Source organism: Micromonospora sp. NPDC051141 (assembly GCF_044455765.1).
Lineage (GTDB): Bacteria > Actinomycetota > Actinomycetes > Mycobacteriales > Micromonosporaceae > Micromonospora.
This window is the reverse complement of the sequence record NZ_JBITFD010000007.1, coordinates 283668-297817: the sequence shown is the minus strand read 5'-3', so window position 1 is coordinate 297817 and position 14150 is coordinate 283668. Positions and strand designations below refer to the sequence as shown.

11 protein-coding genes are annotated in these 14150 nt (G+C 73.5%); 3 read left to right on the top strand and 8 right to left on the bottom strand.

Annotation, left to right across the window (positions count from 1 at the left end; all coding sequences use genetic code 11):
- Positions 1-164: 164 nt before the first annotated feature.
- From ACIA6B_RS16540 to ACIA6B_RS16530, 3 genes are all read left to right on the top strand, one after another.
- A complete protein-coding gene (locus ACIA6B_RS16540) occupies positions 165-1946 on the top strand; it encodes an alpha/beta hydrolase (RefSeq protein WP_396774109.1) in 1782 nt (593 codons plus the stop codon).
- Between the two features lie 124 nt (positions 1947-2070).
- Positions 2071-3009 (top strand): transporter substrate-binding domain-containing protein, encoded by a 939-nt coding sequence (locus ACIA6B_RS16535; RefSeq protein WP_396774107.1) that lies wholly within the window; start codon positions 2071-2073, stop codon positions 3007-3009.
- A 137-nt stretch (positions 3010-3146) separates the two neighbouring features.
- Positions 3147-4136 carry a hypothetical protein gene (locus ACIA6B_RS16530; RefSeq protein ID WP_396774105.1) on the top strand — a complete coding sequence of 330 codons (990 nt, stop codon included), beginning with the start codon at positions 3147-3149 and terminating at the stop codon, positions 4134-4136.
- 89 nt (positions 4137-4225) lie between these two features.
- Here the strand turns inward: ACIA6B_RS16530 and ACIA6B_RS16525 are convergent, their stop codons facing one another.
- From ACIA6B_RS16525 to ACIA6B_RS16490, 8 genes are all read right to left on the bottom strand, one after another.
- A complete protein-coding gene (locus ACIA6B_RS16525) occupies positions 4226-4912 on the bottom strand; it encodes a hypothetical protein (RefSeq protein ID WP_396774103.1) in 687 nt (228 codons plus the stop codon).
- Between the two features lie 154 nt (positions 4913-5066).
- Positions 5067-6230: an acyl-CoA dehydrogenase family protein gene (locus ACIA6B_RS16520; RefSeq protein ID WP_396774101.1), complete on the bottom strand. Its 1164-nt coding sequence runs from the start codon at positions 6228-6230 to the stop codon at positions 5067-5069.
- Positions 6227-8227: a biotin carboxylase N-terminal domain-containing protein gene (locus ACIA6B_RS16515; protein WP_396774099.1), complete on the bottom strand. Its 2001-nt coding sequence runs from the start codon at positions 8225-8227 to the stop codon at positions 6227-6229. Before ACIA6B_RS16515 ends, ACIA6B_RS16520 begins: the two co-directional genes overlap by 4 nt.
- Before the next feature lie 11 nt (positions 8228-8238).
- Positions 8239-9843, bottom strand: coding sequence for an acyl-CoA carboxylase subunit beta (locus ACIA6B_RS16510; protein ID WP_396774097.1), 1605 nt, complete (start codon positions 9841-9843; stop codon positions 8239-8241).
- Positions 9840-11030, bottom strand: a complete 1191-nt coding sequence (locus tag ACIA6B_RS16505; RefSeq protein ID WP_396774095.1) for an acyl-CoA dehydrogenase family protein — start codon at positions 11028-11030, stop codon at positions 9840-9842. Before ACIA6B_RS16505 ends, ACIA6B_RS16510 begins: the two co-directional genes overlap by 4 nt.
- Positions 11027-12706: an acyclic terpene utilization AtuA family protein gene (locus ACIA6B_RS16500; protein ID WP_396774093.1), complete on the bottom strand. Its 1680-nt coding sequence runs from the start codon at positions 12704-12706 to the stop codon at positions 11027-11029. The genes ACIA6B_RS16505 and ACIA6B_RS16500 overlap by 4 nt, the downstream gene beginning before the upstream one ends.
- Positions 12703-13491: a TIGR03084 family metal-binding protein gene (locus ACIA6B_RS16495; RefSeq protein WP_396774091.1), complete on the bottom strand. Its 789-nt coding sequence runs from the start codon at positions 13489-13491 to the stop codon at positions 12703-12705. The genes ACIA6B_RS16500 and ACIA6B_RS16495 overlap by 4 nt, the downstream gene beginning before the upstream one ends.
- Positions 13492-13515: 24 nt before the next feature.
- The gene (locus ACIA6B_RS16490) at positions 13516-14130 is read right to left on the bottom strand and encodes a TetR/AcrR family transcriptional regulator (protein WP_396774089.1); all 615 of its coding nucleotides are present in this window, start codon (positions 14128-14130) and stop codon (positions 13516-13518) included.
- Positions 14131-14150 lie beyond the last annotated feature (20 nt).

The following is a 14150-nucleotide window of genomic DNA, read 5'->3' as shown; positions in this document are numbered from 1 at the left end:
ACATCGGATCGGGAAAAGCGTCGATCGAGAAAAAATCGTTACATAACTCGGCATTTTGCGGCATCAGTCCGCCTTTGGGGGTCACTTCCGGTCGTGGGGGAATCCTAAAGTGACGGGGTCGAGGTGCTCCTCGACGGATCTGTTCCCCACCGGAAGGCAGTCACATGCCCCGTGTAATCCGGCCCCTCGCCGCAACCGGGATCGCCGGGATCCTCCTCGCCGGATCGGCCGTCTCGCCCGCCGTGGCCGCGCCGACACCTCAACCGCCGACGTACGACCGCACCAGCGCGGCCGAGGCACGTCGGGTGGACCGCGTACCGACGCCGAAGCTGGACTGGTACGCCTGCTACGACTACGCCGAGTGCACCACGGTCCGGCTCCCGCTCGACTACGACAACCCGAAGGGCGCCACCACCGAGATCGCGCTGCTCCGGGTCAGGGCCCGCGACCAGCAGCACAAGGTCGGCAGCCTGTTCCTCAACCCGGGCGGTCCGGGCGGCTCCGGCACCAGCATCGCGCTCGCCGCGCCCTACTTCCTCGGTGACGACCTGCTCGACCGCTTCGACGTGGTCGGCGTCGACCCGCGCGGCGTCGAGGCCAGCGACAACATCAGGTGCTTCCGCACCGTCAAGGAGCAGACCCGGGCGTACGCCGGGCTGAACGTCGCGTTCCCGTGGACGAAGGCGGAGGAGAAGGCGTACGTCGCCGCCTCGAAGGCGGTCGGCACGGCGTGCTCGACCACCGGCAAGCCGCTGACCGGCGCGGCCTCCACCGCCGAGGTGGCCCGCGACATGGACGTGCTGCGCCGGGCGGTCGGCGACCAGAAGCTCAGCTATCTGGGCTTCAGCTACGGCACCGCGCTGGGCCAGTACTACGCCAACATGTTCCCGGACCGGTTCCGCGCGCTCGTCGTCGACGGCGTGCTCGACCCGAACGCCTGGGTCGGTCGGGGCCCGGCCCGCAACCAGCTCCAGGAGACGCGGCTGCGCAGCGCCGACGGCGCGTACCGGGCGCTGCACGAGATCCTGGTGCGGTGCGGCAAGGTCGGCGCGGAGCAGTGCGCGCTGGCCGCCGGCGGTGACCCGGTCGCCGGGTACGACACGGTGGCGAAGCGGCTGCGCAAGAAGCCGGCCGTGATCGACGACCCGGAGTACGGCTCGTTCACCGTCAGCTACGCCGACTTCGTCGGCGCCACGCTCAACGCGCTCTACGACCCGTACGGCTGGCAGTCGGTCGTGGACATCACCGTGCAACTGCTGGCCGCGACCGACCCGGCCACCGGCAGGGTCGCCGCCGCGACGGCCCGCAGGGCGCTCGCCGCCCGTGCCGCGCAGGCCCGGCAGCAGCGGGGGTACGACTTCCCCTACAACAACGGTCTGGAGACGTTCCTGACCGTCGACTGCACCGACGCGTACCACCCGAGGAACGCGGACGCCTGGCCGGCGCTGACGGCCAGGGAGGACCAGCGGGCACCGTACTTCGGGCGGCTCTGGGCCTGGGGCACCGCGCCCTGCGCCCGCGACACCTGGACGGTGCGCGACGAGGACGCCTACACCGGCCCGTTCAACCGCACCACCGCCGCCCCGGTGCTCGTGGTCGGCAACTACTGGGACCCGGCGACCAGCTACCAGGGTGCGGTCAGCTCGGCCGCGCTGCTGCCGAACAGTCGACTGCTGAGCAGCGACAGTTGGGGGCACACCGCGTACGGCACCTCGGCGTGCGTGACCGGGAAGATCGACGCGTACCTGCTCACGGGCAAGCCGCCGGCCAAGGGCGCGCGTTGCGTCGGTGACGCCCAGCCGTTCCGGGAGGACCCGCCGACCGGCCGGGTGGCCGCGACCAAGAGCGAGCTGGCCCGTGCCGGCGCGCCCGGTCGGGGTGAGCCGAGGCGGCTGCCGCCGGTGAGCACGCCGCGGCCGGCGGTCGGCACGCTGACCGTCCGCTGACGGACCCCCGGGGTGCGGCGGGCGATCGGGCGTCCGCCGTACCCCGGGCCGTGCGGCACAGCGCATTGTGTGGTGGCCGCTACGCTGAGTTTCCCGTCGTCGTGTCCCGCGATCGAGGTGTCCGATGCCCGAGATCTCTCCCCACCGGCTCCGTTCCCTCGCCACCACGCTGGCCGTGGCGCTGACACTCACCCTGGCCGCCGCCGCCGGCTGCGACAACCGCCGCGAACCCCCGCTGCCCTCGGTGCTCGACAAGCTGCACGACTCGCACATCGACGGTCAGGCGAAGATCAAGATCGGGGTGTCGGAGACCGAGCCGCTGATGGGCGAGCTGCGCAACGGCGCGCACATCGGCTTCGACGTGGAGATCGCCCGCTACATCGCCGCGTTTCTCGGCTTCCAGGGTGAGCAGCGCATCCAGTGGGTGGCGCTGGCCACCGAGGACCGCATCCCCGCGCTCCAGGGCGGGACCGTCGACCTGATCGTGTCGAGCTTCTCGATGACCGAGGAGCGCCAGAAACTGATCAGCTTCGCCGGGCCGTACTTCGTCACCACGCAGGAGGTGATGGTGCCGACGCGGCTGCGCGACCGGGTCCGCACCATCGAGGACCTGCGCCGGCCGGGGCTGCGCGTGTGCACCAGCGGCGGCTCCACCACCGAGGCGGAACTGGAGAAGCACCAGGTCCGGGCGTACGTGGTGAAGACCGTCGGCGACTGCGTACGGGGCATCCGGGAGAAGCGGTACGACGTGGTCAGCTCCGACGAGACGATCCTGGCCGGCTTCCTGTCCCAGTACCCCACCGAGTTCGAGATCGTCGACATGCCGTTCGGCACCAGCGAGCTGCTCGGCATCGGTGTGCCGATCGGCGACCCGGCGCTGCGTGACCTGGTCGCGTTCGCGCTCCAGAAGAGTTACCTGGAAGGGCGGGACGGGATCAGCAGCCCGTGGCTGACCGCGTACAACCGCACGCTCGGGCCGTGGCTCAAGGCGGACAAGTCCCAGCCGCAGCCGCTGAACGTGCCGAAGCTCGTCGACTTCGACGACAAGGCGCCCCGGCGATGACCGCCCCGCCGGACGCCGTCCCGGCGGGCACTGCCGGTCCGGGGGCGGGCACTGCCGGTCCGGGCGCGGGCACTGCCGCTCCGGAGGCTGCCGCGGCCGGGACCGCCGGCCCGGGTGTCGCCGCGTCGGGACGGGCCGTGCCACCGCCGGCCGACCCGGCCGAGCGTCGTGCGCGGGCCACCCAGTCGTTCTGGACCGCGGTCGTCGGGGTGCCAGCCGTCTTCTCGGTGCTGCGGCTCGGCGTCGAGGCGGGCGGCGAGTTGCAGACCACGCTGCTGCTGGTCGCCAACGTCGGCACGGTGAACCTGCTGGCCGGCTTCCTCACCACCGCCGCCGCGCTGCTCTCCACCGCCCTGGTCGCGGTGTTCGCGCTCGGCGCGGTGCTGCGGGTCAGCGTGGACCGGATGCCGCCCGGAATCCGTCGGCCGCTCTTCGCCCGCTGGGTGGACAGCACGCCGGCCTGGTTCGCGGTGGCCAGCTTCCTGCTCGCCCTGGTCACCTGGCCGCTGCTCTACCTGCCGCTGCTGCTGCCGGCGTTCGTGGCCGCGTTCCAGCTCCGCCCGGAACGGCTGCACGAGCAGCGGGTGCCGCGGCTGCTGCTGCTCGCCGCCGGGTTCGCCGGGTACCTCTGGCTGCTCGGGCCCACCCTGCTCGACGCCGGCCGGCAGGGGGAGGCGCTGGCGTTGGCGCTGCTTGTCGTACCCCCGGTGCTGGCGTTGTTCGTGACCGGTCCGCTGCCGGCGGCGGTGGTCCGGCCGCTCGCCTCGATCACCGAGGCGGCGGTGCTGGCCATGCTGGTCTGGGCCGCGCTGCCGGTGATCAGCACGCCGGTGCTGCCGCTGACCGTCACCACCGTCGAGACGTCGCCCGGCGTCACCGAGGACGTCCGGGGTCACGTGGTCACCGTGGACGACGTCGACGTCGTGCTGCTCCAGGAGCGTGGCGGCGTCCGCTACCTGCCGGTCGGCCAGGTACGCGCGCAGGTGCTCTGCCCGAGCGAGGACGAGCTGCCCCGGCGGCAGCTCCGGGTGCGTGACTTCCACGTGGAGGATTCCCTGCTGGAGGGGCTGGGTCGCCGGGTCCGCCCGGTCCACCGCATCGACGCCGCCTGCCGCACGGTCCGCTGACCGGCGCGGCTCGCAACCCGCACACGGATCTTGGAAGAAGAGGCCCCCTCCGAGGGCCGTTTGCTTCCAAGATCTGCCCCGACCCCGGGTCAGCGTGTCCTGCGGAGCAGGTCGGCCAGGGTGGCCGCCTCGGCCAGCTCGTCGCCGAGCGGGGTTCCCGCGTCGACGACCGCCGCGGCCCACAACAGTTCGGCCGGGGTGTCGGAGGCCAACCAGCGGTCCAGTGCGCGTCCCGCCCGATCGTCGGGTGCCGACCACCGCACGATCTCCGCGAGGTGGCGGCTGGACGCCGGACCGGGCAGCTCGGCGAAGGCCGCCAGGTATGGGCCGAGGTCCAGCTCCAGCGCGGCCACCGCGTCCAGGATGTCCTCCGGCGGATGCTCGGACGGCCACGAGGTCAGCGTCGACCGCCACCAGGCGCGGAGGAAGTCCTCCACCGCGTACCGCTCGACGGGCGTCCAGTCCGCCCAGTGCCCGGCGATCCGGCGGGCCAGCGTGTCCGGCCACGACTGGTCGACCATCTCGCCGGCGGCGTACGCGGTCAGCAGCCGGGGCACCAGGTGCGGCAGTTCGCTCCCGTCGCCCCAGGTGCCGGGGTTGGACAGGTAGCTGCCGAGCTGGTCCGGCGTCAGCAAGCGCAGCGGCGTCCGCCGGAAGCGATCGACGTCGGCCGGGTCCACGCAGTGCTCGCACGCCGCCATGTCGGCCGGCATCGGGTGCCGGGCGAACACGGCGTACAGCCGCTCACCCGCCCGCTCCACCTCATCCGCCCCCACTCCGCCAGTCTCGCCCACCCTCCGGGAAAGCGAAGCCGGAGACACCCATGCCGTTCCACTCGTCGTGCCATGACGAGCGCGAGTGGAACGTCATGGGTGCCAAACGGGGCCGGAGACACCCATGGCGTTCCACTCGTCGTGCCAGAGCCGGCGGTCAGTAGGACTTGTCCTGGCCCAGGACGTGTTGGGCGACGAAGTTGAGGATCATCTCGCGGCTGACCGGGGCGATCCGGCCGGCGCGTACGGCGCCGAGCAGCGTCGCCACGCCGTACTCGGTGGTCATGCCGGCCCCGCCGAGCGCCTGGACGGCGGTGTCCACGGCGAGCGCGGCGGCCTCACCGGCCGCGTACTTGGCCATGTTGCCGGAGACGCCGGCCTCCAGGTCGCGGCCGGCGTCGTAGAGGCTGGCCGCCTTGTAGATCATGAGCCGGGCCAGCTCCACCTGGACGGCGGCGTGCGCGAGCGGGTGCGAGACGCCCTGGTGCGAGCCGATCGAGCGCCCGCCCCAGACCTTGCGGGTGGCGGTGTACTCGGACGCCTTCTCGACGGCGTAGCGGCCGGTGCCGGCGCCCATCGCGGCGACCGTGATCCGTTCCGGGTTGAGCCCGGCGAACAACGCCGGCAGGCCGGCGTCCAGCGACTCACCGACGAGCGCGTCGGCGGGCAGCCGGACGTCGTCCAGGAAGAGCTGGAACTGGTTCTCCGGGGAGAGGATCTCCATGTCCAGCCTGGATTTCTCCAGGCCGGGCGCGTCGGTCGGCACGATGAACAACGCCGGCTTGAGCTTCCCGGAGGAGGCATCCTCGGTCCTCGCCACCACCAGCACATGGTCGGCCTCGTCGACCCCGGAGATGTAGACCTTGCGGCCGGTGAGCAGCCAGTCGTCGCCGTCGCGGCGGGCCACCGTGCCGAGGCGGTGGAAGTTCGACCCGGCGTCCGGCTCGGTGATCGCGAAGACGATCTTCTGGGAGCCGTCGGCGAGGCCGGGCAGGTGCTTCTTGCGCTGCTCCTCCGTGCCGTGCTTGTTGATCACGGTGGCGGCGATGGCGGGGGAGACCACGAGCAGCAGCAGCGGGCAGCCCGCCGCGGCCAGCTCCTCGCAGACCAGCGCCAGTTCGGTGATGCCGCCGCCCCCGCCGCCGTACTCGGTGGGGATGTTGACGCCGAGGTAGCCGAGCCGTCCGGCCTCGTGCCACAGCTCGGTGGTGTGTTCTCCCGCCTTGGCCTTGGCCACGAAGTAGGGGTGGCCGTACCGGCGGCCCAGCGCGCGTACCGCGTCGCGGAGCTGGTCCTGTTCGGGGGTGAGGTCGAAGTTCACTGCGGGTCCTCCTCGGGGTCGACCACGGCCAGCACGGCACCCGTCTCCACCTGGCCGCCGGGCGCGACCGGCAGCTCCGCCACCACGCCGTCGGCCGGGGCGAGCACGGGGTGTTCGAGCTTCATCGCTTCCAGCGTCAGCAGCAGGTCACCGGCGGCGACCCGCTGGCCGACCTCGACGTGCACCCGGGTCACCGCGCCGGGCAGCGGCGCGAGCAGCGACCCGGCCGCCAGCGCCGCGGTGGGCCGGGGCAGCCGCGGCAGTTCGGTGAGGCTCGCCGCCCCGTCCGGGCCGTCCACGAAGACCGACGACCCCACCCGGTGTACGCGGAACGCGCGCCGCACCCCGTCCACGTCGAGCACCACCCGGTCCGGGTCGGCCGACACCAGCTCCACCTCGGGAGCGTCGGCGTTAAGAGGGGGCCCCTCCTCTACCCCAGGCGTTAAGAGGGGGCCCGTGCTTGTCCACTCGGCGAGGGCGCCGGTGCGGGTGAGGCGGTAGTGGATCTCGAAATCGGTGAAGCGGGTGACCTGCGGATGAGCCGGCACGTTGCGCCAGCCCGACGGCAGCCCGGCCAGCACCGGCGCGGCGGCCCGGCGCGCGGCGGCCCCGGACAGCGCGGCGGCGAGCGCCGCCACCGGGAGCTGGTCGGCCGGCAGCAGGGGCGCGAAGACCTCGGGGTGCCGGTCCAGGAAACCGGTGTCCACGTCGGCGGCGGCGAACTCGGGACTGCGCAGCACCCGGACCAGCAGGTCCCGGTTGGTGGCCACGCCGTGCAGTTCGGCCCGGGCCAGCGCGCCGGCCAGGGCACGGGCCGCCTCGGTGCGGGTGGGCGCCCAGGCGACCACCTTGGCCAGCATCGAGTCGTAGTGCACGCTCACCGTCGAGCCGTCCACCACTCCGGAGTCCAGGCGCAGTGCCCGGGTGGGCCCGAACTCGGCGTCGACGCCGGGGATCGCGAACCGGTGCAGCGTGCCGGTGGCCGGGCGGAACCCCTCGGCCGGTTCCTCCGCGCAGAGCCGGACCTCGATGGCGTGGCCGTCGGCGGCCGGCGTGGTGGTGACCGGCAGCGGCTCGCCCTCGGCGACCAGCAGTTGCAGCTGGACCAGGTCCAAGCCGGTGGTCAGCTCGGTGACCGGGTGCTCGACCTGGAGCCGGGTGTTCATCTCCAGGAAGTGCACCTGCCCGTCCGGCGCCAGCAGGAACTCCACCGTGCCCGCGCCGACGTAGTCGACCGCCCGGCCGGCCGCCACCGCCGCCGAGTGCAGCCGCTCGCGCACCTCGTCGGGCAGCACCCCGGGTGCCTCCTCGACGATCTTCTGGTGCCGGCGCTGGATCGAACAGTCGCGTACCCCGAGCGCCACGATCGTGCCGTGGCTGTCGCCGAAGATCTGCACCTCGACGTGCCGGCCACGTTCGACGTACCGCTCGACGAAGACGGTGCCGTCGCCGAACGCCGCCGCCGCCTCGCGGCGCGCGCCCGCGACGGCCTCGGCGAGCCCGGCCGCGTCGCGGACGATCCGCATGCCCCGGCCGCCGCCGCCGGCACTGGCCTTGACCAGCACCGGGAACGCGGTGACCTGGTCGGGATCGGTCCAGGTGGGCAACATCGGCACGCCCGCGTCGGCGAGCAGCGCCTTGGCCGCCATCTTGTCGCCCATCGCGGCGATCGCCTTGGCGGACGGGCCGACCCAGGTCAGGCCCGCGTCGGTCACCGCCGCCGCGAACTCCGCGTTCTCGGCCAGGAAGCCGTAGCCGGGGTGGACGGCGTCCGCGCCGGAGCGCCGGGCCGCGTCCAGGATGAGGTCGATCCGCAGGTACGTCTCGGCCGGCGTGTTCCCCGGCAGCCGGACCGCGTGGTCGGCCTCGGCGACGAACGGCGCGTCGGCGTCCGCGTCGGAGTGCACGGCGACCGTGGCCACGCCGAGCGCCCGGCAGGTGGCGAAGACCCGGCGGGCGATCTCCCCCCGGTTGGCCACCAGAAGTCGAGTGATCATTTGCCAGCCCCCTACATCCGGAAGACGCCGAACCCGTCGGCGCCCTTCACCGGTCCGTTGTGGATCGCCGACAGGCAGAGCCCGAGGACGGTACGGGTGTCCCGGGGGTCGATCACCCCGTCGTCGTAGAGCCGGCCGGAGAGGAACAGCGCGCCGGACTGCGACTCGATCTGCTGCTCGACCATCATCCGCATGGCGGTGTCGGAGTCCTCGTCGTAGTCGCGCCCCCGGGCCGCGGCGGCCTGCCGGGCCACGATCGACAGCACGCCGGCCAACTGTGCCGGGCCCATCACCGCCGACTTCGCGTTCGGCCAGGTGAACAGGAACCTCGGCTCGTACGCCCGGCCGCACATGCCGTAGTTGCCGGCGCCGTACGAGGCGCCCAGGTTGACCGTCAGGTGCGGCACCGTGGAGTTCGACACCGCGTTGATCATCAGCGCGCCGTGCTTGATGATGCCGCGTTGTTCGTACTCGGTGCCGACCATGTAGCCGGTGGTGTTCTGGAGGAAGACCAGCGGCGTGTCGGCCGCGTTGGCGAGCTGGATGAACTGGGCCGCCTTCTGCGCCTCCTCGCCGAACAGCACGCCCCGGGCGTTCGCCAGCACGCCGACCGGCCAGCCGTGCAGCTCGCCCCAGCCGGTCACCAGCGCCGTGCCGTAGCCGGGCTTGAACTCGTCGAACGCGCTGTCGTCGAGCACCCGGGCGAGCACCTCGCGCGGGTCGAACGGCACCTTCAGGTCGGCGCTGGCGATGCCGAGCAGCTCCTCCGGGTCGTACCGGGGTGGACGCGGGGACGGGGTGCGCGGCGGTGGGCCGCCCTTGCGCCAGTTGAGCCGGCGTACGCACTGCCGGGCCAGCCGGATGCCGTCCCGCTCGTCCTCGGCGAGGAAGTCGGCCAGGCCGGACGTGGTGGCGTGCATCGTCGCGCCGCCCAGCGACTCGTCGTCGGTGACCTCGCCGGTGGCCATCTTCACCAGCGGCGGCCCGGCCAGGTAGACCTGCGACCGGTCCCGGATCATGATGGTGAAGTCCGACATGCCGGGCACGTACGCGCCGCCGGCGGTGGCGTTGCCGAACACCACGCTGACCGTGGGGATCTTCGCCGCGGAGAGCCGCGTCAGGTCCCGGAACACCCGCCCGCCGGGAATGAAGATCTCCGCCTGGGAGGGCAGGTCCGCGCCGGCCGACTCGACCAGGTTCACCATCGGCAGCCGGTTGGCCAGCGCGATCTCACCCGCCCGGCGCGTCTTCGCCAACGACCACGGGTTGATCGCGCCGCCGCGTACCGTCGGGTCGTTCGCCACGACCAGGCACTCCACGCCCTCGACCACGCCGATCCCGGTCACGGTGCTGGCGCCGACCGGGAAATCCGTGCCGTACGCGGCCACCGGCGACAGCTCCAGGAACGGGCTGTCCGGGTCGAGCAGCAGCTCGATGCGTTCCCGGGGGAGCAGCTTGCCGCGCTTGTGGTGCCGGGTCACGTACTTCTCGCCGCCGCCGGCCCGCGCCTGGTCCAGCGCGGTCTCCAACTCGGCGAGGCGCTCCAGCAGCGCCTCCCGGTTGGCCGCGAAGGCGGGCGCGGAGGTGTCGATCGCGCTTTCCAGAACAGTGCTCACAGGCCCATGCCCTTCGCGATGATCTCGTTCATGATCTCGGTGGTGCCGCCGCCGATGCCGAGGATGCGGGCGTCCCGGTAGTGCCGCTCCACCTCCGCGTCGCGCAGGTAGCCGAAGCCGCCGTGCAGTTGCAGCGCGGCGTCCACCACGTGGTCGCAGGCGGCCACCGCCACGTTCTTCGCCATCGCCACCTCGGTCACCACCGGCTGCCCGCCGACTGCTCCAGGTCGCGGCGCGGCGCCAGACGCGCCGAGCTGGAGTGGTCGGGCCACCCGCTCGGCCACCTCGTGTACGTACGCGCGGGCCGCCTCGGCGCGGGTGTGCATCTCGGCCAGCCGGTGCCGGACGAGCTGCCGGCTCGCGAGCGGACGACCGAACGTGGAACGGTCCCGGCACCACCGCACCGCCAGGTCCACGCAGCGCTGCGCGGTCGCGTACGCACTCGTGGCAAGCGACAGCCGCTCGGCGGCGAACTGCTGCATGATGGCCAGGAAGGCGGTGTCCTCCGGGCCGACCCGGTTCGCCACCGGCACCCGCACGTCGACGAAGGACAGCTCGGCGGTGTCCGAGCAGTGCCAGCCCAGCTTCTCCAGCCGCCGGCCCACGGTGAACCCGGGCGTCCCCTTGTCGATCACCAGCAGGCTGAGCGAACCGGAGCCGGGAAAGTCGGTGCAGACCGCGGTGGTCACGAAGTCCGCCCGGACGCCGCTGGTGATGTACGTCTTCGCGCCGTTCACCACGTAGTGGTCGCCGTCGCGGACCGCGCAGGTGCGGATGGCGGCCACGTCCGAGCCGCCGTCCGGTTCGGTGATCGCCAACGCGCCGATCATCGTCCCGCCCAGCGTGGGCCGGACGTACGTGTCGATCAGGTGCTCGTCCTGCGCCGCGACGATGTGCGGGAGCGCGATGCCGTGCGTGAACAACGCGGCGATCAGCCCGGACGAGCCGCCGGAGCGGATGATCTCCTCGGTGACCACGATCGAGTCGAGCAGGTCGCCGCCGCTGCCACCGACCGACTCCGGGAAGCCGATGCCGAGCAGCCCGACCTTCGCGGCGGTCTCGTGCAGCGAGCGGGGCACCTCACCGGCCCGCTCCCAGTCGGCCAGGTGCGGCAGCACCTCCCGGGTGACGAAGGCGCGGGTCAGCTCGCGAAGGTGGCGACGCTCCGGGGTGTCCACGATGGTCATGCCGGCACCTCCGCCGGCAGGTCGACCACCCGGGCCCGGAGCAGCTCGCCGAGCGCCTTGGCCTGCGGGTCGAACCGGGTGGACGCGGCCACGCCCGCCCCGAGCAGCCCGCGGATCACGAAGTTGACCGCGCGCAGGTTCGGCAGCTCGTACCGCTCCACGCTCAGCGGGGCGGTCTCCGGCAGCAGTTCGGCCAGCCGCGCCACGGTCAGCCAGCCGCGCAGCCAGGCCCAGGTGGCGTCCGTGCGGGCCCAGACGCCGAGGTTGGCGTCCCCACCCTTGTCCCCCGACCGCGCCCCCACCAGCTCCCCCAGCGCCCCCCGCCGCGTGCGGTGCAAGGAAGGGCTCCCCGTTAACGCCTGGTGCATAACAGGGGGCCCCGGCAAACCACCCACCACGGAGGGCGGGGGGATCGGCACGCGCTCGCCGGAGGGAAGCACCGCGACGTGCGTCACCGCGTCCTGGGGCACGGTGTCCGAGGTGAAGATGCCGTACGGGGTGGCGTCGCCGGGCAACGTGGTCAGCGTGCAGCCCGGGTAGGAGGCCAGCGCCAGCTCCACCGCCGCCGCCGAGAACGCCCGCCCGGCCCGCGCCCTGTCAACGTCGCGCAGGTGTACGTGCAGCAGCGCGCTCGCCGCCTCGGTGTCGGCCGCGTCCGGGTGGTCGGTGCGGGCCAGCGTGAACTCCAGCCCGTCCGGGCCCACCGCATCCGTCACCTGACCCCGGACCAGGGCCGCCTTGGCCGGGATGTCCAGCCCGCACAGCACGAACGTCATCGAGTTGCGGAAGCCGCCCAGGTTGTTGACGCCCACCTTGAGCGTGTCCGGCGGGGGCGTGCCGCGTACGGCGGAGACGCGTACCCGGTCCGGCCCCGCCTGCTCCAGCCGGACCGTGTCCAGCCGGGTCACCACGTCCGGCCCGAGGTAGTCCGGCCCGCCCACCTCGTACAGCAGTTGCGCGGTGACCGTCTCGACGGTGACCGCGCCGCCGGTGCCGGGGTGCTTGGTGAGCACCGACGTGCCGTCCGGGTGCAGCTCGGCGATCGGGAAGCCGGGGCGCCGGCCGCCGTCCGGCAGCTCGGTGAAGAAGCTGAAGTTGCCGCCGGTGACCTGCGCCCCGCACTCGATCAGGTGCCCGGCCACGGTCGCCCCGGCCAGCGCGTCGAGGTCGTCCCGGGTCCAGCCGAACCGGGCGATCGCCGGGCCGACCGCCAGCGACGCGTCGGTGACCCGCCCGGTCACCACCACGTCCGCGCCCGCGTGGAGGCAGGCCGCGATCCCGAACGCGCCCAGGTACGCGTTCGCGGTCAGCGCGTCCGGCCGCTGGAGCGCGTCGCCCTCGACGTACCCGACCCGCACGTCGAGGCCGAGTCGTGCGGCGAGCGACCGGATCGCGTCGGCCAGCCCGGCCGGGTTGAGGCCGCCGGCGTTGGTGACCAGCGTGACCCCGCGCTCCGACGCGGTGCCGAGCACGCCCTCCGCCTGTCGCAGGAACGTCTTCGCGTACCCCAGCGACGCGTCGCGCATCCGGTCGCGACCGAGGATCAGCATGGTCAGCTCGGCCAGGTAGTCGCCGGTCAGCACGTCCAGCTCGCCGCCGTCGAGCATCTCCCGCCAGGCGGCGAACCGGTCACCGTAGAACCCGGACGCGTTGCCGACGCGCAGCACCCCGCTCATGGGCGGGCCTCCGCCGCCCGGCCGGCGCCGGGTGGCCCGGCGAACGCCTGGGCCACGTCCAGCCACTCGTCGGCGACCGGCCCGGTCGCGGCCAGGGACAGGTCGGCGCGGTGCCGGCGCTGCGTGACCAGCAGGCAGAAGTCGAGCGCCGGCCCGGTCAACCGGTCGGTCGCCGCGGCCGGTCCGAAGGCCCAGACCTCGTCGCCCGCCGGTGCGGTGAGTTCGACCCGGACCGGGTCCGTCGGCACCGGGCGGCCGTGCGCGGCGAAGCCGTGCCCGAGGGTACGGAAGCCGAGGTGCGCGACGTGCCGCAGCCGGGCGGTCGGGGCGCGGGTGACACCGAGCGCGTCGGCGACGTCCTCGCCGTGCGCCCAGGTCTCCATGAGCCGGGCGGTGGCCATCGAGGCGGGCGACATCCGGGTGCCGTACCAGGGCAGCTTCTCGCCGGCCGGGGTGGCGGCCAGGGCCGCCGCGAGCGCGGTGCGGCCGTCCCGCCAGCGGGCCAGCAGCGCGGCCGGCGGGGTGAGGAAGGACTCGGCCCCGTCGTCGACCAGCCGGGCCGGGTCGGGCGCGGACAGCACCGAGGCGTAGAACGCGTCGGGGTCGGTGGCGGCGAGCCCGGCCACGTGGTCGGTCCAGGCCAGGTGGGCGATCTGGTGGGCGACGGTCCAGCCGGCGGCCGGGGTGTCCCGGGCCCAGTCCTCCGGTGGCAGCGCGCTGACGAGCGCGTCGAGCTGGTCGGACTCGGCGGTGAGATCCGCGAGCAGTGCGGTCGCGTCGACCATGGTGCCTCCGGGCGGGTGGGCCGGTCAGGGGGCGTCGGGGGTGAGCAGGGTGGCGAGTTGGCGCTTCCACATCCGCAGCAGGGCGGTGCGGCGGGGTGAGTCGTCGTTGAGCAGGTTGGCCACGCCCAGCCCGCGGAGCAGGTCGAGGGTGGCCTGCACGGCCTCGCGGATGCCGGGCCGGCGTTCGTCCACGCCGAGCAGCTCGACGGTGAGCCGGTGCATCTCCCGGCCCACCGTGGCCTCCAGCGGCACCAGCGCGTCGCGCAGCTCGGCGTCGGTGCGGGCGGCGACCCAGAGTTCGAGGGCGGCGACGAAGAGCGGCCCGGTGAAGGCGGCGCCGAGCAGGTCGATCACCCGGTCCAGCCGTCGCGGGCCGGCCGGCAGCGCGTCCGCCTCGGTGCGCAGCTCCACCGCCCGGCGTTCGGCGAGGTGGGCGACGGCGGCGGTGACCAGGGCGGCCTTGGTGGGGTAGTGGTGCAACTGGGCGCCCCGGGAGACGCCGGCCCGGGCGGCCACCACCGTGGTCGTGGTGCCGGACCAGCCGTGTTCGATGAGGCACTCGACGGTCGCCTCCAGCAGCCGGGCCTGGGTGGCGCGGCTGCGTTCCTGCTGCGGGACGCGGGTCGGTGCGGTGGGCACGGGGACAGCGTCCCGCCCGG